The sequence below is a fragment of the Bacillus sp. FJAT-27445 genome (genome assembly GCF_001510665.1).
Lineage (GTDB): Bacteria > Bacillota > Bacilli > Bacillales > Cytobacillaceae > Bacillus_D.
In genome coordinates this window covers 135,729-157,695 of record NZ_LMTI01000003.1, presented here as the reverse complement: position 1 = coordinate 157,695, position 21,967 = coordinate 135,729, and the positions used below count along the sequence as shown (strand labels likewise).

Sequence of the window (21,967 nt, the reverse complement as noted above, 5' to 3'; positions counted from 1 at the left end):
TGAAATCGTTTGCACTATCGCGTAAAAAAAAGACGCATTTCAGCAGAAAACCAATTCCTAGCTTGACGCCCCCTCCCTTTTCATAATTGAGAAAACGTTTGCACATATTGCCCATTCATCGTATCACGTTTAAAATAGGCCTGCAATCTTTTTATTTTAAATTAATTACATTTCCTCCCAGAACTCTATATCAGGATTATGCCTAAATTCAGATAGTTCAACTTGGTTTCCTGATATTCGCACCCCTTCCGCCTCCAAAAGAAGCCTCTGCTGGAAACTTGTTTCTTCATCCTTGATGGTGATTTCTCCATGGCTGTTTACAACGCGGTGCCATGGCAAGCTGTAATTTCCACTCATTGAATGGAGGATCCGGACAACCTGCCTGGCCCCCCGCGGACTGCCCGCGAGCCTGGCGATTTGGCCATAGGACATTACCTTTCCCTCAGGAATGGCGCAAATAATCTTGATTGTTCTTTCAGTGAATGGAGTCATTTTTTGGGCCTCTCTTTCTACTGGGCAGGTAATAGCATTAACCTTTAAAGGATGAAACAAGGCACTTGTTTGCAATTTTGGATAATTGATAGTTTACCATGATCGTGTACAACTTATTTGACTATTTGACTTTGCTTTGAAAAAATTAACATATGTTGAAAATATTTCTGATTACTCAAAAAATAGTTATGCAAACCATAACAATTTTCAAGTATTATTAATGGTATAGGATTGGGAAGGGGCAGCACCTGCAATGTGGAGAGCAAGAATCTTTGATTTTGTATTGTTTTTTTTCGCGCTGGCGATTGCCGTGTATTCGGGGAGCCTGGATGTTCAAACAAGCCTATATATAAAAGCTCTATTTTTGTTTTGGGCTTTTTCAACCCTTTACCATCATTTGCGCGTCGTCAAAAAAACCGGCAATACGACCGTTGACTACGGAATCACCTATAGCCTGTCATTCGGAATCTTTGCCGGACCGCTAGGCCTGTTCATCTTTGAAACGATTTACCGGTTTACTATCTATTTTAACCGGAAACGGACCAATACAGCAGACCCGGATGAATTTTGGGATACCTTTTATAATATCGGTTCCTTTACCCTTGCCTACTCGGCAGCCTACTATTTATATAACTTGCTGGTTCCGGTATTTGAACCCATTCCCTTTGGTTATTGGATTTTGCTTATTTTGCTTGTAATTGTATCCTCATTTCTCATAGACACTTTCTTGATCATTGTTTTCTCTATGTTAGGGGATATTAACACCTTAAAAGATGCAATCGATTTTTACAAAAGCAGAAGCTTGACAGATATGGGGAAGACCGCATTCACAAATGGCTTATTGCTTCTATTCATCCATGACGCTGAGTGGGGTGCGCTCATTGCCCTTTTCTTTTTAAATTATCTTGTCAGCTTATCGTTTTATTCCAAGTCCCAAAGTATCCAGGATAAATATGAACGGGACAAGTTCGAACAAATGGCCTATACAGACTTCTTGACCGGCATCAATAACCGCGCCTTTATGGACAAAAGAATGGCTGAATTGAGCGAGACCGAGGAATATATAGGAATTGTAGTTGCAGATATTGACAAATTCAAGAGCATTAATGACAGCTATAACCACTCCGTAGGCGATCAGGTCATCCAGCAATTTGCTCAAAAACTGAAAAGCTATCTTAATGTAAACGATAACCTGTTCCGGAGCGGAGGCGAGGAATTTACATTATTCCTTAGGAACAGAAATTACTCCCAATGCCTAGAATTGGTCGGGAGAATCCTCCGCGGGGTGGAGAATAGCAGCGTTGAGGTCGAATTCGGTTCCAAAACGGTTGCCATTTCGTATACCTCATCTTTTGGGCTCTATTTTTACAGGATTTCGGAGCATATACCACTGGAGAAAGGATATATCCTTGCCGACCAATTGCTTCTTGAATCCAAGCAGGATGGGCGAAACCGTCTCACAGCCGTTAACGGATGCGCCATATCTGCAAATAGTGAACTTGTAAACAATTGAATCCCGTCGTTTAGAAAAGCTGATTCTGGAACGGGGGTCAGCCTTTTCCATTATGAACTATTTTTTTTGGTTTGGTGGTATCTCGTTCACTAAATTTGCAATTAATTTCTTCCTAAAATTGTTGTATAATAGTTCGTGGTGATTTTTTCAGCTACTTTCTTACAGATTGAAATACAGGAGTAAAGGTACTTATTTTTGTAGTGTCGTCCATCATCCCATGGAGATTTAAAGGAAAGCGAGTGTGTTCAGAATGGGCCGCAAATGGAATAATATTAAGGAAAAAAAGGCATCCAAGGATGCGAATACAAGCCGGATTTATGCCAAGTTCGGCCGCGAGATTTATGTAGCGGCGAGGCAGGGAGAGCCGGATCCAGAATCGAACCAGGCCCTCAAGGTCGTACTCGAGCGGGCTAAAACGTATAACGTTCCTAAGGCCATAATTGACCGTGCCATTGAAAAGGCCAAGGGCGGTTCCGATGAAAACTATAGCGAACTACGCTATGAAGGCTTTGGGCCGAACGGATCCATGGTCATAGTTGATGCCCTTACAAACAATGTGAACCGTACTGCTTCCGAGGTGCGCGCCGCGTTTGGCAAGAATGGCGGCAATATGGGGGTCAGCGGGTCGGTGGCCTATATGTTCGATGCGACAGCGGTTTTCGGAGTTGAAGGAAAGACAGCCGAAGAGGTACTCGAACTGTTAATGGAGGCGGACCTGGACGTTCGTGACATCATTGAAGAAGATGATTCGGTCATCGTCTATGCGGAACCAGACCAGTTCCATGCCGTACAGGAGGCATTCAGCAACGCAGGGATAACTGATTTTACCGTAGCGGAACTGACGATGCTGGCGCAAAATGACGTAACCCTCCCTGCCGATGCGCAGGCCAAATTCGAAAAAATGATTGACGCCCTTGAAGATTTGGAGGACGTCCGGCAAGTGTATCATAATGTTGATTCGGAAGAATAGGCAGTTTTTTTACACAGGCTTTCCTGTCCGGAAGGCCTGTTTTTATTTTTGGTAATGAATCTTTTCTTTACTTGCCACGTATTTCTTTAAAGGGACCATTCATGGGCCACTGGAAGGAGAAACCTTATGGGGAATATTTACTTGTTTTCACTGATTGCAGGACTGCTGATGGCTATTTTAATCATTCCATTCTACGGTCTCAAGGGACCGAAAAAGGATAAAGGAAAATCCGGCCGCATTCCGCAAATTGTACTTGCAATCCTACTCGTAGTTTTGGTTTTTATATTCTATTATTTATTCAACATCGACAGGAACCTTACTTCATTATGGTTTATTATCACTATTTCGGCCGCTCTTGGGGCGATGTTTTCCACTAGGAAGGAACAGATGGTTAAATCGCTGTTCTTCCTTGGAAGCCTAGTATTCAGCATCTATTTATTGACGGCATTCCTCTTTAACGCCAATGAAAAATACGAAACGGCGAAAATGGATCAGCAAATCGAAATCAAAACCTTCGATGAAACTAAAACACCGGCAAGCGTTCCGCCTCAATTTGCACGCAATAAGATGAGAAAGGCATTCGGACAGGTGCCGAACACAAGCTATTACGAGCTAGGCAGCCTTCAAATTCAAAAGGTAAAGGGCGAGTATGTGTATATCGCGCCTGTTGAGTTTTCAGGGGTCTTTAAGTGGTGGAACGGGAAAACGACGCCTGGCTACTTTACGCTTAGTGCTACCGATTCATCGGCAAACCCTAAGTTCATTAAATCTGAAATGGCCTATACCCCATCCTCCTATTTCGGAAAAAGTATCGAACGCCATATCCGGACGAAGTACCCGAAATACATTTTTCATGGTGATGTCCAATTGGAAGTGAATGAAGACGGCAAGCCATTCTATATCCGCTCCTTCGGGAACTTCATTTCTGCGAGGAACGGCTTTGATGTGAAAGGGATTGTGCTCGTTGACCCTCTTAGCGGAAAGTCCGATGCCTACGCCCTGGGTGAGATACCCGATTTCATAGACGGAGCCGTTTCTCCCGAAGTTGTAAGCCTGCAGAACAGTTATTTCGGCAACTATGTCCATGGCTTCTGGAACAGCGTGTTCGGGAAAAAGGATGTCAAGCTCCCTTCGGATGAAGGAACAGAAGCAAATGTAACGCCAATATTCGATGAAAATGGCTCGATGTATTACTTTACCGACTTCTCAAGCCCGAAAGAAGGGGTCGATTCGATGCTCGGTTATTCCCTGACGGACTCAAGGACAGGGAAAGCTACTTATTACACAGGCAATCTCGAAGAGTCCTATATGGATTCGGAAGGCGCACTGCAAATCATTGAAAAGAAATTCATCGAAAAGAAATGGAAAGGCAAAATGCCGGTCCTCTACAATTTTTATGGTGAGGCAAGCTGGCTGACGCCTGTCCTTGATTCAAACGGCTTTTTGCAAAATTACTTTATCGTCTCGGCGGCAAATCCTGAAACATCCGTTTACGGTACAACTCCAAACGATGCCCTCAGGCAATATAAGCTTGAACTTCAGCGCGGAGGAGGAGGGCTTGACGGCAGGTCCAAGGCCGAAGAGAAACAGGCAGTTGGGACAGTCCTCAGGGTATATAAAGAGAAGTCCGGCGATTATACAGCCATTTCCTTTCTGCTCGACAACCGGAAAAGCTTTATCGTTTCTTCCGAACGGGAACCATTGGCGATTTACCTGAAAGAAGGCGACAAAGTACAGTTAACGTACCAGGATACAGGTGAGAACTTCCTCCCGGCTATTCAAATTAAAATAGATGGCCTAAACTGAAACAACACGATGAGCGAATTTCGCTCATCGTGTTTTTATGTGTCCTGTTTTTCCATGCGGCTTTCCCTCATTTTACCCATTTTCGGAGGAGCGGGCCTGTATCCCCGTAGACTGGGTCTGTGTCAGGAACCGGTACATTACGGATTTCCTTAAGCGCCTGCGCGCGGCCAGCCGGATTCCTCTCCTTCATATTCGGGCTGTTCCCGTCAGGATAGGCACCAATCACCTCAAAGTCCTCGCTGCCAGCAATCAATTTATGGCCGGTTCCCGCTGGAAGCAGGACCACATCCCCCGCCTTCAGGTCGACCCTTTCACCCGCATCGCCGCCAAGGAGGATGGTCGCCTGCCCAGATTTAACTTCAAGCACTTCATGCGCGTTGCTGTGATAATGGTGATAACCGAAGATACCGCCTGACCAGCTGCCGGTCCAATTATGCCGGTTGAATGTTTCCTCAATTCCATTGGGATTGTCGTTAAACACACCTTGATAAACTATTACAGGCAGCTCGGGGTTATTTGGAACCTGTCCGTCATCCTTCAGGAAAAAAGATCGTTCATTAGCCGTTGCCAAAATGAAACTCCCCTTTCTGGATTAAGAACCTTTAAAGATTCTTGGCGTTGAAGGTATCCCCACCTTCAATCGTACCCGTCTTGAAACCTTTGTAAAACCAGCGCTTCCTCTGCTCGGAAGTTCCGTGAGTAAAGCTTTCGGGAACAACATATCCTTGTGACCTCTTCTGGATTGTATCATCACCCACTGCGGTGGCAGCATTCAGCGCCTCTTCCAGGTCGCCTTCCTCGAGCAGGTTTAGGTTCTCGGCGCGGTTTGCCCAAACGCCTGCGAAATAATCCGCCTGCAATTCCATCCGCACCTGATATTTATTGTATTCCTTCTCGCTAAGCCGCTGGCGGAGCGATGCCATTTTTTCCGATGTCCCCAACAATGTCTGGACATGGTGGCCAACCTCGTGGGCAATCACATAGGCCATTGCAAAATCGCCCGGAGCCTGGAACTTGTCCTGAAGCTCCCGGTAAAAACTCAAGTCAATATACAGTTTCTCATCACCCGGACAATAAAATGGCCCGACAGCTGATCCCGCCGTTCCGCAGGCAGACTGAACGGTTCCCGAGTACAAAACAAGGGTTGGCTCCCTGTATTCCAGGCCCTCTTCCTTGAATATCTCCGTCCAGGCCTGCTCGGTATCAGCCAGGACAACCGAAACAAATTGCGCCAACTCTTTGTCTTCGGCCGTTTCTTCGTATGGAGGGGGGGATTCGAGCCCGGTCCCGCCGAGATTATTAAGGACGTCCCCTATGTTGCCGCCGCCCAGAAACGTCATAATCAAAACAAGGACAATCCCGCCGATTCCCCCGCCCATGAGCATACCGCCGCCGCCCTTGCCTCTTCTATCCTCAACATTCGAACTTCCCTGTCTACCTTTCCATTGCATAGGTTGTTCCTCCTCGGAGTTTTAAAAATAGCAATTGTTATATCTACCCTTTTACCCCGATAGGATAATTTTAAAATCAATTCGCAATGGGATTATTTTCTGAAAATGGAGCCATTTTGGTCGGCATGGAAAACAATTAAGTTTTTACACAATCGAATGTTGATAAGTTTTAATTATCTATAAAATAAAGTAAGGCTATTTTAAGTTATCAACAAAACAAAAAAAGCACAGGCACATCCCGCCCGCGCTTCCTTTAATCACCAATTATCTCGCCTACATCATAAAGGTTCAAATCAATATCAACTTCCAGTCCGAGTCCCATCTTCGCAAGCTGCCCACCAAGAAACGGCCCGATAGTCAGCCCTGATGCACCGAGTCCGTTTGCGAAAAGGAGATTCCCGTAGCCAGGGACTTTTCCGATTACAGGAAGGAAGCCTGGTGTATATGGCCTGTATCCGACCCGGGCTTCCATAAATTCAGCGTCCATTAGCCCCGGCGTGGTAGCCAAGGCCTTATTAAGCACTTCATGCAGCCCGCCCGCGGTAACCCTCATGTCAAAATTCTTTTCATTTTCATGTGTTGTCCCGACGACAATTTTACCGCCATCGAAGGCGAGGATATATTGATCGCTTGGAGGCATAACTACAGGCCAATCACCGGTATCCTGTCCCTCAAGCTTCAGGTGGACAATCTGGCCTTTCTGCGCCGAAAGCTTTAAATTGATTCCCAATGGTTTCAAAAGCTCTCCCGCCCAGGCACCGGCCACCACAATGACCGCATCTGCCTCATAGTGATTTTCACCGGCCGCCACACCCGTTATCGAGTCACCAGAAAACTCAAGCTTCGCCGAGCCATTAATAAACTTCGCACCATGTTTTACGGCGGCACTCATCAGCGCATTCCTTAACGCGCGGCCATCAACGCGGGCCGCACCGCCAACATGGACCGAAGCAAACTTTTCCGTAACGGGCGGAAACAACCGTGCGGTCTGCCCCGGATCAAGCTGGCTGATTTCACCTATCTCAGGCGCATCCTCCCGCCTTGAGAGCGCCCGCTCTTCCATTTTCGCAAGTTTGTCCCTGTCGGTATGCAAACTCAATGCCCCTACCCGTGCATAACCTGTTTCCTCTTCGCCATCTTCCTCTAGCTGCCGGATAAGCGACGAATAATACGCCGCTCCTCCCTTCGCAAGCGCATACCACGCTTTGTTCCGCCGCTGGGACAGCCATGGGCAGATAATCCCTGCCGCGGCATCGGTTGCCTGGCCGGGATCATGCCGGTCAATAACGGTTACATCTGCACCGGCTTTTGCCAGATGGTAGGCTGCGGATGCCCCAAGTATTCCGGCCCCAATTACAATGAACTTCTTCATCAAAATGCACCTTTTCCTCTGTATTCATAATTTCATTCTACCGGAGTTCACTATCCTCCTCAAAGCCTTGCGGTTTTTTCCATGAACATTGACAGACATTCAACCTCCTGCATATACTTATGATGAAATACAATTACATTAAAAGGATGGTACAGGGGCAATGAAGTTATAATCTTATTTTTTAGGAGTGGACTCATGAATATGAAATGAGGAAACCTGAAGAATAGGATTCGTATGCCCTTTTTTACTTTTCAAGCGAAAGCTTTTTACACGCTTTTTTAGGTGTACTTTTTAAAAGCTGACTTGATTAGGACTAATTTGCCATACAATCAGCCTCTTCGGGTTCCCGGGGAGGTTTTTCTTATGATTTTTTCAAATCCGGTTCAGTCTTCAATATGATTTTTACAAAAATACTGAGGTGATTTGTATGGAACTTATCAAGGCTATAAATATCAAAAAGAATTATGGAGAACGCGAACTGCTTGGCGACGTTTCTTTTGATATAAGGGCTGGGGAAAAGATCGGGCTTGTTGGCTGGAATGGATCCGGGAAAACAACGCTCGTGAAGCTGCTTACAGGCGAGCTGGAACCTGATGGAGGAACCATCGCGACAAGGGATCCAAGCTTACGGATCGGCTACCTCCCCCAATCAACTGAATATGATTTGTCGATCCCGGGGAGCGAAAAAGAAGAAGCACTCCTTGAAGCCGCCAGCCAACTGGGCCTGAAAAAAATGCTTGAATGGGAGGATTCACGGCTTTGCAATCTTAGCGGCGGAGAACGGCTGAAGCTCGCTCTTGCCGGAATCTGGGCTCAAAAACCCGGCCTCTTTATCCTCGATGAACCAACAAACCATTTGGATTTAAAAGGTTTAAATTGGTTGATCAAATCCATTAAAAATTCGGATCAAGCCGCGCTGATTATTTCTCATGACCGGCATTTCCTTGACGAGACGGTTACAAAGATTTTCGAGCTTGAAGACGGAAAACTCACAGTCTATGAGGGCAACTATACAAATTACCGGACCGAGAAGAAACGGAAGCATGAGCAGCAAGAAAAGGAATATCAGAAGCAGCAACAGCGCATAGAACTTATTAACAATCAGGTTGCCCAGCTGAAGCAGTGGTCCGAAAAGTCGCATCGGGAAGCCGGAAAAGGTAGGACTCCCTCTGAAAACCGGCAAACGGGTTTTAAAGAATACGGCCGGGTCCAGGCAAAGAAAAAAGACGCACAAATCAAATCCAAGCTAAAGCGTCTTAATCATGAACTATCCAAAAAGAATATTGAAAGACCAAAAGATGAACTATCTGTCCGGTTCGACTTTGAAGCAGCTGGAAACCGAGGGAAACGAATTCTTGAGGCCCGCGGATTGGGCAAATCATTTGGTGAACGAATTCTATTTGAAAAAAGCCATTTTTACATTAAACACGGCGAGCGGATTGCCCTACTTGGATCTAACGGAGCCGGAAAGACAACCTTTATTAAAATGCTGCTGGGAGAATTGAGCGCCTCCAAGGGGGCAATTTGGAGAAGCGATTCGGTACGTATTGCCTCTTTAAGCCAGGATGTGGGCGACCTGCCGGGTGACCGGACCGTCCTTGAGTTCATGGGCTTGGAAAGCATGGAGGACCGCACAAAAGCGCGTACCCTTTTTGCCAATATGGGCATGAAGGAAGAGAAGCTTTCAACTCGTGTTGCGGCTTTAAGCCTTGGTGAACGGACGAGGATCAAGCTTGTTCATATGATTATGCAGGAATACGATATGCTTGTCCTTGATGAGCCAACCAACCATCTTGATTTGCCAAGCCGCGAGCAAATGGAAGAAACGTTGGCGAGCTATTCCGGTACCCTTCTAATCGTTTCGCATGACAGGTACTTCATTGAACGGCTTTGCGACAAATTATTAGTGATTGATAATAACCGGATTCAGCGAATTGAAACAGGGCTGCGCGAATACGAACAACGACAATCGGCCCAAGCGCGGCCGGATAATCGCCGCCGGCAGGAAGAGCTTGTCATTCTTGATACAAAAATAGCCGAGCTGCTTGGGAAAATCAGCATGTTAACGCCCGAAAGCGATGACTATTCCAAGGTTGATAAGGAACTGAATTTACTCATTCAGCAAAAGCAAACGTTGCTCTAAAGGATCGGGGCTGCCAATCGCTGGCAGCCCTTTTTATTTCCCCTTAAAAATTTTCCCAACCTCTAATATGTTTGCTAACTAACTTGCTGGATAAATAGAATAGGTAAGATTTTAAATCATTTAGGGGGTCCTTATGAAAAAATTCAAATTCCTTGTCCTGCTTGTTTTGCTTTTCACACTGTTGAACCCATCCTTTTCGTCCCAGCCTAAGGCACTTGGCCTTACTGCCGAAGTAAGTCCCGCCATTGCAAAACTGCTAAACTCTACTTTATCGGGCAGCGAGGCTGAAGCTATTATCACCTACAAAAAGACTCCAGCCCTCTCAGACATCAAGCTTTTAAAGGCTCTTGGCTTTGAAACAAAAACGTTTGAAAACCTGCCGATGATTGCAGTTAAAGGCAAAATTGCTGCCTTGACCACCCTCCTTCTCTCATCAACGAATATTCTCTCAGTCTATGAAAATAAGGAGCTTCAGTACTTCCTTCGCGACAGCCGCCAGCTGATTGGTGCTGAATCAGTTTGGAACGAACTTGGCTATACTGGGAAGGGAGTCACCATCGCCGTCATTGACAGCGGAATTGATGCGACCCACCAAGATTTGAAATTCGGTGAAAAAGTTGTTCAGAACGTAAAGTTTGTAGTCGGTAATCTTTTTGGTAATTCACCGCTTTACCTTGAGAACGTTGTTAATACTGATACCTCCTCAGGCCATGGCACACATGTAGCCGGAACCATTGCCGGAAGCGGCACTGCGAGCACCGGTCTATATAAAGGGGTTGCGCCAGATGCAAAACTCGTCGGCCTTGGCGTAGGTGAAGGAATCAACATTTTGTGGTCGCTTGAAGCCTTTGATTATGCCATAAAAAACAAAGACAATTACGGAATTGATATCATCAGCAACAGCTGGGGCACAACTGGCGACTACTCACCGAACGACCCAATTAACGTAGCTTCGAAAACCGCCCACGATGCCGGGATGACAGTTGTTTTCGCAGCGGGCAATGAAGGCCCTGGGGACAATACTTTGAATCCTTATTCAGCAGCACCATGGGTGATCAGTGTTGCTGCCGGTACAAAGGATAAGCAGCTGGCTGACTTTTCATCACGCGGCGTGGCAGGGGATGCGTTCCTCCACCCTGATATTACTGCTCCCGGAGTGGACATCGTTGCGACCAGGTCTTCAACTGGCCTCGTCATGAATGTGCTCGGAACGACAACGGACATTTCGTATATTGACCCTGAACATTTGCTGTTCTATACAACTTCAAGCGGCACAAGCATGGCAGCTCCGCATATTTCCGGGGTCGTTGCCCTCATGAAGGAAGCAAAGCCGGACCTTACACCTGGGGAAGCACTTGATTTTCTGGCACAAACCGCTGAGCCGATGCCTGGTTATCAGTACCACGAAGTTGGTGCGGGCTATGTAAACGCGTATGAAGCTGTGAAAAAAGCTTCATCTTTACAATAGAATTTAAAAAGAACTCCGCCTATCGAAGCATGGCGGAGTTCTTTTTTATGAATCTAGCACAACCGCCCCGCCTGTCCCCTCTTTTTTCTCTTACCTGTTGTCGATTTTTTCAGGGTAAATATCATGGTTCATTAGGCGGAAATTGGCCATTTCCTCATATTTCGTCCCTGGCTTCCCATAGTTGCACCACGGATCAATGGAAATGCCTCCCCTTGGCGTGAACTTGCCCCAAACCTCGATATAGCGCGGGTCTAGCAGCTTAATCAGGTCATTCATGATGATATTTACGCAGTCCTCATGAAAGTCGCCGTGATTCCGGAAACTAAAAAGATAAAGCTTGAGCGATTTGCTCTCAACAATTTTCTTATCCGGAATATATGAAATATACATGGTGGCAAAATCGGGCTGATTGGTCAGCGGGCACAGGCTTGTAAATTCAGGGCAATTAAATTTGACGAAATAATCCCTGTTTGTGTGGAGATTGTCGACAGCCTCCAAAACTTCGGGCGCATATTGAAACGCATATTGGGTCCCTTGGTTGCCCAATAGCGTTAAATCCTTCAAACCTTCCTCATGGCTTCGTCCAGACATAAAAAAACCCCCTTGTAAAAGTATCCCGCTCCTTTTACAAGAGAGTTTTGCTAATAAATCTATGAAAAACAAAGGAAATAACCAGTAAAAAAGCCATGTCCGATTATGGACATGGCAGATGGTCATGTATCCATAGTTTTTTATAGAGGGTATCAGCTATGAACCTCTCCCGTAAGGCACGGGTATTCATTTCCTTTTCATATGTTACAGAAAAGGCGCTCAAACGTCAAACAACTTTTCCCGGCAAGATTTTCCCCTTTAGATCATGATCTTGCAGATATCATTCGTAAATTCGACTGGATCCTGGACTGGCAGCCCTTCAATCAGGAGTGCCTGGTTGTAAAGCAGATTTGTATAAAGGGCCAGTTTCTCCTTGTCTTTCCCGAGCGCATCCTTCAGCGACTGGAATACCTCGTGGTTTGGATTGAATTCAAGGATTTTCTCCGCTTTTACATCCTGGCTGTTCGGCATCTGACGGAGGATTTTTTCCATTTCGATCGTCAGGTCACCCTCGCTTGCCAGGCAGACCGGATGGGACTTGAGGCGCTTGGAAATCCTCACATCCTTTACTTTTCCGGAAAGAATGCCCTTCATTGCATCAAACAGCTCTTTGTTTTCCTCTGCTTCAATCTCGGCTTCCTTCTTTTCCTCTTCCGATTCAATCCCGAGGTCGCCGCTTGCAATCGACTTGAATTCCTTTTCCTTATAATTCATCAGCATGCGAATTGCGAACTCATCGATGTCCTCGGTGAAATAAAGGATTTCATATCCCTTTTCGGACACAAGCTCGGCCTGAGGAAGCTTTTCGAGGCGCTCAACCGATTCTCCAGCCGCATAGTAAATATACTTCTGGTCCTCCGGCATCCGCGAAACGTATTCATCGAGCGTGACAAGCTTCTTCTCTTTTGAGGAATGGAACATCAACAGATCCTGCAGTGTTTCCTTATGTGTGCCAAAATCGCTGTAGACGCCATACTTCAGCTGGCGGCCGAACGATTGATAGAATTTTTCATACTTCTCACGGTCGTCCTTCAGGATGGCGAGCAGCTCGCTCTTAATCTTCTTGCTAATATTCTTGGCAATCAGCTTCAGTTGGCGGTCGTGCTGCAGCATTTCCCTCGAAATGTTCAAGGACAAATCCTCAGAATCGACCATCCCTTTTACAAAGCTGAAATGGTCTGGAAGCAGGTCCGCGCATTTGTTCATGATTAGGACACCGTTGGAATACAGCTCCAAGCCCTTTTCAAATTCCTTCGAGTAGTAATCGAACGGAATGCTTTCCGGAATGAACAGGATGGCATTGTAGCGGACTGCCCCATCGACGCTGATATGGATGTGCTTCAGCGGCTTGTCGAAACCATAATGCTTTTCATTGTAAAAATTCGTGTAATCCTCGTCGGTCAGCTCGCTTTTGTTCTTTCTCCAAATCGGCACCATGCTGTTGACCGTCTGCTCTTCGTTGACAGTCTCCCACTCGTCATCACCGCCTTCTTTTTTCCTGCTTGTGCTGACGTCCATTTTAATCGGATAGCGGATGAAGTCGGAGTATTTTTTGACAATCGTCTTCAGGCTGTATTCCTCAAGGAACTCGTCGTAGTTCTCGTCTTCGGAATTTTCTTTAATTTTCAAAATAACTTCCGTGCCCACGCCGTCCTTTTCGGCCGGCTCAATCGTATATCCGTCCGTTCCGGTGGACTCCCACTTGTACGCTTCTTCGCTGCCAAGGGCCTTGCTTATCACAGTCACGACATCCGCTGCCATGAAGGCCGCATAGAACCCGACACCAAACTGGCCGATAATGTCATGGCCATCCTTTAGCTCCGTTTCTTTTTTAAATGCGAGCGATCCGCTCTTCGCAATAATGCCCAGGTTTGTTTCGAGCTCTTCCTTCGTCATCCCGATACCGGTATCGATGACCCTCAAGGTCCGGCTTTCTTTATCCGGCACAATTTTTATGTAGTAATTATCTTTATCGAAAACAAGCGAATCATCTGTCAGCGCTTTGTAGTAAATCTTGTCAATCGCATCGCTGGCATTGGAAATCAGCTCGCGCAAAAAAACTTCCCGCTTTGTATAGATAGAGTTTATCATCATTTCCAAAAGCCTTTTCGACTCGGCCTGGAACTGTTTCTTTTCCATAGTCATATCCCCTTTCCAGTGCATGTCCATATTTATTTTAGCACTCTTATAATGTGAGTGCTAATCCCACTATTTATTTATCATACCGGTTTGAAAACTGTCAATAACTTAGCCCCAAATTTTTTGTAAAATATGCAGCCATATTTTTCAGGGTATTTTTGATCATGATAGCGGTAAAGAGTTTGCACCATTAATGAAGGGCCTTTACAAAAACCTGAATGATCACCGCAACTGTGGCGACCCGGAGGATTGGTTTTACAAATTGCGGCTTCAGTTTTTCGGCAATCCTGACGCCCAGCTGCGCACCTGTTACCGACCCAAGCATAAGGGCGAGCGTCATCGGCCAAATAATTTTACCTGAAGCAATATACATAGCAGCCGCCCCAATGCAGCTTGAAAAAGTGGCCAACCGCACGAAGCCGACAGCCCGGAGATAGGAAATGTTCAGATTGCCGAACAGGTAGAGCATCAACGTCCCCTGCCCGGGACCAAAAAGTCCGTCATATATACCAATTCCATAAAGCCCTGGGACACTTACTTTGTTCATTTTTAAGGGCTCGCTCCCTTTAAAATCTCCTTTTCCAATAAATGATGCTATAAAGGCAAAGATTAATAGAATAAGTGCAAGAATCATCATGTTTTCCTCAGGTATCCTTGACGCAAGAAACCCGCCGCTCATTCCTCCCAGAATGCTGATTGGCATAATCCAATACGCTTCCTTCCAGGTAATCCGCTTCGTACGGTATAGATGGAAAAAGCTTGAGAACGAGCTGATTGTATTTGATACTTTATTCGCCCCGATTGCAGAATGGGCAGGCATGCCTAGCAAAAGCATTGCCGGGAGGCTTATCAGACCACCGCCACCTGCCAGTGTGCCAATTGTGGTCGCACAGATTCCAACGAAAAAAATTATAATAATTTCCATTTCATCCACCTCCTCCCTTAAGTATAAAACGGCTATTAACTTTAGAAAATGTTATTGTTTTTATGAAATAACATAAGATTTAATTATTAATATTTGTCGAATAATGAAGGAATATCTGTAGGATGAATTAATTAGGACAGATGAAGAAAAACGGCTGTGGGATCGAAAGTTATAGAAGGATGATTCGGACAAAGAGAGGGAAGAAAACCTGGCACTGTCCGAATACAGGGGTGATTTGGACAAAGAGAGGACGAAACAACAAAACTCTGTCCGAATACAAGGGTGATTCGGACAAAGAGAGGACGAAACAACAAAACTCTGTCCGAATACAGGAGTGATTCGGACAAAGAGAGGGAAGAAAACATGGCACGGTCCGAATACAGGGGTGATTTGGACTCAGTTGGGATGAAAAATATAATATGATTAAAAAAAGCCTGATCCGGCACACTCGAAAGCGGCCGGAAAACAGGCTTAGGAAAAGAAGAACAATTGAACTGCAAACAGGATACCAAATACATAAATTAGCGCGTGAACGCTCCTGCCCTTTCCGCTTACCAGTTTGATAATCGGATAGGTGATAAAGCCAAGGGCAATCCCTGTTGCAATGCTTGATGTCAGCGGCATCGCAAGAATGGTGATGAAGGCTGGGAATGCCTCATCGAGTTCACGCCAGTTGATCTTTGCCAGACCTTCCATCATGTAACAGCCGACAATGATTAAGGCAGGCGCGGTAATCGCCGGCAAAGAAGCAATCGCGGAAACGAGCGGTGAGAAGAACAAAGCAGCAAGGATAAGGGTGCCCGTTGTCAAAGCTGTGAGCCCGGAACGCCCGCCTGCCGCAACACCGGTTGACGATTCAATATAGGCAGTAGATGGGCTTGTCCCAAGTGCCGCACCGACCGTAGTCGCAATGGCATCTGCGCTTAGGGCGGCTTTTGCCCTCGGCAGCTTTCCATTTTTCATGAATCCTGCCTGCTCGGTAACTCCAATCAGTGTTCCCGTTGTATCAAAGATTGTCACTAACAGGAATGCGAATACCACCGTAAACAAGCCGTTCGAGAAAACACCGGAAATATCCATATCGAAGAATACAAGCGGCGGCGGTGCTGAAACAACACCGTTCAGTTTAAGCATGCCCATGAAATAGCCAATAATCGCTGTTACAAGCATTCCTATAAATAACGCACCCTTAATCTTTCGCGCAAGCAGGATAAGGGTTACAAACAAACCAACAATCGCTAAAATCGTTCCCTTGTCATGAAGGTTGCCAATTGAAACCAATGTTTCTTTATTGCCAGCGACAATTCCCGCCATCTTCAGCCCGAGGAAGGCGATGAACAAGCCAATACCGGACGTAATGGCGTGCTTCAACGATTCTGGAATTGATTCGATCAGCATTTCGCGGAGCTTCGTTAACGATAGCAGCAGGAAGATTACCCCGGCCAAAAAAACTGTTCCGAATACAATCTGGTAACTGACGCCCTGAGTCGCGACAACACTGGCAAAATAAGCGTTCAGCCCCATACCTGGCGCAATTGCAATCGGGTAGTTTGCAAACAGCGCCATAATTAGTGTACCAGTGACTGCGGCAATAATAGTTGCCGTGAATACCTGATTAAATGGAACACCGGCGGATGAAAGGATAGCTGGGTTTACAACTATGATATACGCCATGGCCATGAATGTGGTCATGCCCGCAACAACCTCGGTTTTTGCATTAGTCTTTAGTTCCTTCAGCTTGAATAGGCGTTCCATAATGTCCTCCTATAAACATACAAAGTCCCATTGTAAAATGGGGAAGAATTTTTTCATATAACAGAACCACATGTAATAATAAGCGAATATTGGACTTGAGTCAATGATTATTGTTCGTGTTTTTATCATTAATTGATATTCATCTTTGTCAAAGCAACCAGTCGTCTCACCATAAACGAACAAAAAGCACTTAAGCAACCTTCTCACCCAAATTCACGCAAAAAAAGACAGCCGCGCCCCATCGCAAACCGGCTGTCTTTCTTTGTCTAGCTCTAGCGCCCAGCGCCTAGTGTGCTTTGGTCCCCTCGCTACGATAAGTCAACATCGGTCGCTTTCGCTTATCGTGTTTTCTTTTAACTCCATCGGGGCCCTCCAGTCCAACGGCGCTAAACGGGCGCTCCGCTTTCCTTATAGCGATCCAAGCAGGAAATATAGGAGGAAGAAAAATGCGATGACATACATTGTTACGGAGACTTCCGCCCTTTTTCCGGTTACGATCTTGACGATCGGATAGGCGATAAACCCAAAGGCAATCCCATTCGCAATGCTGAATGTCAGCGGCATAATTGCGAGCATCAAATAAGCGGGGAAGGCTTCCGTAAAGTCATCAAACGGAACTTGCTTTAGGCTTTGCACCATCAGGCAGCCAACAATAATGAGGACAGGCGCGATTGCCTCGTTCGGAATGATTTTAAAAAGCGGAATAAGGAACAATGCCGGGATAAACAAAAGACCCGCCGTAAACGAAGTGAGACCGGTTCTTCCCCCTGCGGCGATACCGGTTGCTGACTCCGCAGCGGTAGTCGCCGGGCTGCAGCCAAAAAGTGATGCGGCCACGACCGAAACCGAATTGGCCTGAAACGAGCGCTTGAACTTTGATTTATCAGGCAGCATTCCAAGCTGTGCACCCATGTTTTGAAAAATAATTACCATAGAAAGGGAAAATACGGCTGTCCAAAAATTCACCGTGCCAATTTGGCTAAAATCATAAGCTCCAAAAATGGAACCATATCCTTTAAACGAGATGCTGAAATCCCATAAGGAAGAAAAGTCAACAATGCCGAGCCATGCGCCAATTGCGGTCCCACCGATAATCCCAATCAGGAAATTCCCTTTTACATTCCTGAGAAAAAGCGGCAGCACAATCAGCAGTGTAAGAACCGTCGTCAAGGCATGCGGGTCCGAAAAGTTGCCCAATTTAACAAATGTGCCTTCACTCGCAACGATCAAACCGCCATTTTTCAACCCGAGGAATGCGATGAAAAGGCCTATCCCTGCGGTCATGGCATGGATCATCGATTGCGGGATGGAACGAGATAAAGCAACGGCTCCCTTTGTAAATGCTGCAAGGGAAAATGCAATCCCGGCGAATAGAACAGCGGCAAGCGACTGTTGCCATGTAAGCCCAAACGATAGGACAAGCGTGAAAACAAAAAATGCGTTATCCCCCATCCCCGGAACAATGATGAGCGGTGAATTCGCCCAAAGCGCCATCAGCATGCAGCCGACAAAACAGCAGATGACCGTCGCAAGGGTAACCGCCTCGTAGGGCATGCCAGCCATGCTTAAAATCGCCCCGTTCACGACGATAATATAGGCTACCGTCATGAACGAGGTGAGCCCGGCCAGCATTTCCGTCCGGATAGTGGCCTGTTCCGATTGAATATTAAAAAGCTTATTCATAATTACCTTCACCTCAAATGCGTAAAAGAGCCGGAGTCCTTTAAGACCCAGCTCTTTACTTCAAAAATTACTTACCTTTTCCCAACATCATACGGTTCACCTAGAGCTTTAGGCGAACGTGACCGGCCGACCGCCCCAATCAGGACGAGAAGGGTCAACACGTAAGGAAGCATATAGAATATCTCATTCGGTATGCCCTGTGCAAACTCAAATATTTGGAATTGGTCCTTTACTGCCTGGGCCAGCCCGAAGAACAAGGCAGCGAGCATTGCCCCAACCGGATGCCATTTCCCAAAGATGACAGCGGCAAGTGCGATATAACCCTGGCCGGAAATAGTGTTAAACGCAAAGTTGCTGTTCGATGTCAGGACAATGGTCGCACCGCCCAATGCTGCAAGCGAACCGCTCAAAATAACCGCCAGGTAGCGGGTGCGGTTTACTTTAATCCCGGCTGTATCAGCCGCGCTTGGATGTTCGCCGACCGCACGGAGCCTAAGGCCGGCCGATGTCTTGAACATGAAATAATAAATAACAATAACAAGCAAAATGGCTAGATACGTTGTAGGATACGCGTTAAATAGAACCTTGCCGAAGAACGGAATATCACTTAAATACGGGATGGATACTTTATGGAACACATGGGTCAGCATTGGCGTTTCCGCCGAACCCATAAAGATCATTTTTACAAAAAAGAAGGTTGTGCTTGCTGCCAAAATATTAATAACAACGCCGCTCACAACCTGGTTGGCCTTGTACTTGATTGAGGCAACCGCATGGATGGATGAGAAGATGATTGTAAAAACAAATGCTCCAAGCAGTCCTAGCCATGGTGATAGCCCGCCCATTCCAGCTGACTCGGCATAAAACGATATAATGGCGGAAAAAAATGCGCCTGAGACCATAAAACCTTCCAGTCCGATATTAATTACCCCTGATCGCTCTGAGATAAGCCCTCCCAGCGCCGCAAAAATCAGCGCAGTCGAGAAAACGAGCGTCCCGTTCAGGAGATTTGCAAGAATATCCATCGTTTATGCCTCCTTCTTTTTCTTTAGAAATGACGGGAGGATCATCCTGACAATGCCAGGTGCTGCTACAAAGAAAATAATGAACCCTATCACCATCCGGACGATTTCACCCGGTACATTCGCCCCGAAGCTCATTCCCTGTGAGCCATAAGTGAGCGCCCCGACCAGGCCGCCTGCCAGCAAAACACCGAATGCCGTATTGGCGCCGAGCAACGCCACTGCGATTCCATCAAAGCCAAGGCCGGATGTAACCGAGCTCACCGCGACATAGTTGAAGACGCCGAGAACTTCAAATGTTCCAATCAAACCGCCAAATACACCGGATATAAACATCGCCCGGACCATGACGTTTGAAACCTTCATCCCGGCGAATTTTGCCGCATGCGGGTTCATACCGGCAGCGCGTAGCTCATAGCCCCACTTCGTTTTATTAATATAAATGTAGTAGAAAATGACCGCTGCCACCGCGATGAAGAAACCCCAATGGATACATGCCCCTCCCATCAGGCTTGAAAGCCAGCCAATCTGGATATTTGCAGATTCCTTAATCATTTCTGAGCGCTGCGTACCCGCCTGCGCCATGAAAAGACGAATCATTAAATTCGCAATATAAAGAGCGATGAAGTTAAACATAATCGATGTGATAACTTCATTGACTCCCCTCTTCGCCTTAATATAACCAATCAGTCCGCCCCAAATTCCTCCTAGCAGCGCGCCAAACAGGATGGCGACAACCCCGTGGATAATTGGTGGAAGGCTTAGCTGCGTGCCGACGATTAATGCTCCAAGCGATCCCATGACAATCTGCCCATCCACCCCGATGTTAAAGAGCCCGGAGCGGAAAGCAATTGCAACCGCAAGCCCGCTCATGACAAGCGGTGTGATTGTCCTGAGCGCTTCGCCGATATCATAGCTGCTGCCGAAAATTTTCCAAAGCATTGAATTATAAGCTAGGACCGGGTCATAGCCTCCGGCAAACATGACGAGCGCCCCAAGTAGCAGGCCAAGGATAATCGCCACAAACGGAACGACCCACGACTTCCTTTTAAAAATATTAGTGAGTGCTTCCATTTGTTTCATCTCCTTCGTGTTTACCTGCCATCATTAAGCCCAGTTCTTTATCGCTCGTTGTTTCAGGGGTTGTTTCACCGACAATCCGCCCCTCGGAAATAACGAGGATCCGGTCTGATACATTCAAGACTTCCTCAAGCTCAAAGGAGACAAGCAGGACTGCTTTCCCTTCGTCACGCTGGGCGATAAGTTGTTTATGGACGAATTCAATCGCGCCAACATCTAGCCCTCTCGTAGGCTGGGCCGCTATTAGGAATTGCGGGTCCCTGTCTATTTCACGGGCAATGATGACCTTTTGCTGGTTCCCCCCGGACATTGAGCGAACCTGCGTTTCCACTCCCGGTGTACGCACATCGAATTCCTCTACCAGGCGTTTGGCCATGTCATCCATCGCCTTTTTGTCAATAAAGCCATGCTGGGTAATTTCCGGACGGTAATACGTTTGCAAAATGGTGTTTTCACTGACCGTAAAGTCAAGGACGAGGCCGTGTTTATGGCGGTCTTCCGGTATATGGGATACGCCCGCCTCCCCAATCGCGCGCGGAGTAAGGTTTGCAATATTCTTCCCTTTTAAGAGAATTTCTCCTGATTCGACTGAACGCATGCCTGTCAAGGCTTCAATCAGTTCCGTTTGGCCATTGCCATCCACACCGGCCACCCCGACAATCTCGCCTGCACGTACGGTTAGCGAGAGATGGTCAATCGCATGCTTGTTTGCCGATGAACCTGCTACGACCAAATCGTTTACCTCGACAAGCACCTCTTTTGGATGTGCCGGCTGCTTTTCGGTTTTAAAGCTTACTTTTTTTCCCACCATTTTTTCCGCTAATTCCTGAGAGCTCGTTTCGGAAACCTTCACGCTTTCTACTACTTTTCCGCGGCGGATAATTGTACATGTATCTGCTATTTCCATGATTTCCTTCAGCTTATGGGTAATAAGGATGATCGATTTCCCTTCCGCAATCAGCTTTCTCATAATTTCAAGGAGTTCACTGATTTCCTGTGGTGTTAGGACGGCGGTCGGTTCGTCAAATATCAGGATATCCGCGCCCCGATAAAGGGTTTTAATGATTTCGACACGCTGCTGCATTCCAACGCTAATCGATTCAATTGTTGCGGTCGGGTTAATATCGAGCCCGTATTTTTCCGAAAGCTCCCTGACCTTCTTGACCGCGCCTTTATAGTCAATTTTCAAACCGTTTTTCGGTTCCATTCCAAGGATAATGTTTTCGGTTACAGTAAACGGCTCGACGAGTTTAAAGTGCTGGTGCACCATCCCGATCCCCAGGTCGATTGCCATATTGGGGCTTTCGATAATGGCCGGTTTTCCATTTACCTCAATTTCCCCTTCATCCGGCTGGTAAAGGCCGAATACAATGCTCATCAAAGTCGATTTGCCTGCACCATTTTCTCCCAATAAAGCATGGATCTCTCCTCGCTTTAACTGGAAGCTAATCGAATCATTGGCTACAACACCGGGAAATCGTTTTGTTATTCCTTTTAGCTCCAACGCGATGTCGGCATTCGTCACAGTGATTCCCTCCCAAAAAATATCCGTCCCCT

17 protein-coding genes are annotated in these 21,967 nt (G+C 46.5%); 5 read left to right on the top strand and 12 right to left on the bottom strand.

What is annotated here, in order from left to right:
• Positions 1–165: 165 nt before the first annotated feature.
• A complete protein-coding gene (locus tag AR337_RS09285; protein WP_059171739.1) occupies positions 166–492 on the bottom strand; it encodes an MGMT family protein in 327 nt (108 codons plus the stop codon).
• Between the two features lie 253 nt (positions 493–745).
• Here AR337_RS09285 and AR337_RS09280 point away from each other — a divergent pair, with 253 nt between their 5' ends.
• From AR337_RS09280 to AR337_RS09270, 3 genes are all read left to right on the top strand, one after another.
• Positions 746–2,005: a GGDEF domain-containing protein gene (locus AR337_RS09280; RefSeq protein ID WP_059171738.1), complete on the top strand. Its 1,260-nt coding sequence runs from the start codon at positions 746–748 to the stop codon at positions 2,003–2,005.
• A gap of 250 nt (positions 2,006–2,255) precedes the next feature.
• Positions 2,256–2,975: a YebC/PmpR family DNA-binding transcriptional regulator gene (locus AR337_RS09275; RefSeq protein WP_059171737.1), complete on the top strand. Its 720-nt coding sequence runs from the start codon at positions 2,256–2,258 to the stop codon at positions 2,973–2,975.
• A 126-nt stretch (positions 2,976–3,101) separates the two neighbouring features.
• Positions 3,102–4,781 carry a hypothetical protein gene (locus AR337_RS09270; protein ID WP_059171736.1) on the top strand — a complete coding sequence of 560 codons (1,680 nt, stop codon included), beginning with the start codon at positions 3,102–3,104 and terminating at the stop codon, positions 4,779–4,781.
• 67 nt (positions 4,782–4,848) lie between these two features.
• On the opposite strand, the gene AR337_RS09265 is transcribed toward AR337_RS09270, so the two are convergent.
• The 3 genes from AR337_RS09265 to AR337_RS09255 form a co-directional block, all read right to left on the bottom strand.
• Positions 4,849–5,352 (bottom strand): cupin domain-containing protein, encoded by a 504-nt coding sequence (locus tag AR337_RS09265; RefSeq protein WP_059171735.1) that lies wholly within the window; start codon positions 5,350–5,352, stop codon positions 4,849–4,851.
• A 31-nt stretch (positions 5,353–5,383) separates the two neighbouring features.
• Positions 5,384–6,232, bottom strand: coding sequence for a neutral zinc metallopeptidase (locus tag AR337_RS09260; RefSeq protein ID WP_059171734.1), 849 nt, complete (start codon positions 6,230–6,232; stop codon positions 5,384–5,386).
• A gap of 253 nt (positions 6,233–6,485) precedes the next feature.
• Positions 6,486–7,604, bottom strand: a complete 1,119-nt coding sequence (locus AR337_RS09255; protein WP_059171733.1) for an FAD-binding oxidoreductase — start codon at positions 7,602–7,604, stop codon at positions 6,486–6,488.
• 427 nt (positions 7,605–8,031) lie between these two features.
• Between AR337_RS09255 and abc-f the strand changes: the two genes are divergently transcribed.
• Both abc-f and AR337_RS09245 read left to right on the top strand, forming a co-directional pair.
• Entirely contained in the window at positions 8,032–9,747 is a 1,716-nt protein-coding gene (gene abc-f, locus AR337_RS09250; RefSeq protein WP_059171732.1) for a ribosomal protection-like ABC-F family protein, read from the top strand.
• A gap of 133 nt (positions 9,748–9,880) precedes the next feature.
• Entirely contained in the window at positions 9,881–11,215 is a 1,335-nt protein-coding gene (locus tag AR337_RS09245) for a S8 family serine peptidase (protein WP_059171731.1), read from the top strand.
• 90 nt (positions 11,216–11,305) lie between these two features.
• Here the strand turns inward: AR337_RS09245 and queF are convergent, their stop codons facing one another.
• The 8 genes from queF to AR337_RS09205 form a co-directional block, all read right to left on the bottom strand.
• Entirely contained in the window at positions 11,306–11,806 is a 501-nt protein-coding gene (gene queF / locus AR337_RS09240) for a preQ(1) synthase (RefSeq protein WP_059171730.1), read from the bottom strand.
• Positions 11,807–12,064: 258 nt separating this feature from the next.
• The gene (gene htpG / locus AR337_RS09235; protein WP_059171729.1) at positions 12,065–13,945 is read right to left on the bottom strand and encodes a molecular chaperone HtpG; all 1,881 of its coding nucleotides are present in this window, start codon (positions 13,943–13,945) and stop codon (positions 12,065–12,067) included.
• Between the two features lie 190 nt (positions 13,946–14,135).
• Positions 14,136–14,870, bottom strand: a complete 735-nt coding sequence (locus AR337_RS09230) for a sulfite exporter TauE/SafE family protein (protein WP_059171728.1) — start codon at positions 14,868–14,870, stop codon at positions 14,136–14,138.
• 471 nt (positions 14,871–15,341) lie between these two features.
• Positions 15,342–16,625, bottom strand: a complete 1,284-nt coding sequence (locus tag AR337_RS09225; RefSeq protein WP_172797531.1) for an NCS2 family permease — start codon at positions 16,623–16,625, stop codon at positions 15,342–15,344.
• Between the two features lie 408 nt (positions 16,626–17,033).
• Positions 17,034–18,308 carry an NCS2 family permease gene (locus AR337_RS09220; protein ID WP_156424354.1) on the bottom strand — a complete coding sequence of 425 codons (1,275 nt, stop codon included), beginning with the start codon at positions 18,306–18,308 and terminating at the stop codon, positions 17,034–17,036.
• A gap of 71 nt (positions 18,309–18,379) precedes the next feature.
• A complete protein-coding gene (locus AR337_RS09215; RefSeq protein ID WP_059171725.1) occupies positions 18,380–19,333 on the bottom strand; it encodes an ABC transporter permease in 954 nt (317 codons plus the stop codon).
• Positions 19,334–19,336: 3 nt separating this feature from the next.
• A complete protein-coding gene (locus AR337_RS09210; RefSeq protein ID WP_059171724.1) occupies positions 19,337–20,404 on the bottom strand; it encodes an ABC transporter permease in 1,068 nt (355 codons plus the stop codon).
• The gene (locus AR337_RS09205; protein ID WP_059171723.1) at positions 20,388–21,935 is read right to left on the bottom strand and encodes an ABC transporter ATP-binding protein; all 1,548 of its coding nucleotides are present in this window, start codon (positions 21,933–21,935) and stop codon (positions 20,388–20,390) included. Before AR337_RS09205 ends, AR337_RS09210 begins: the two co-directional genes overlap by 17 nt.
• Between the last annotated feature and the right edge of the window lie 32 nt (positions 21,936–21,967).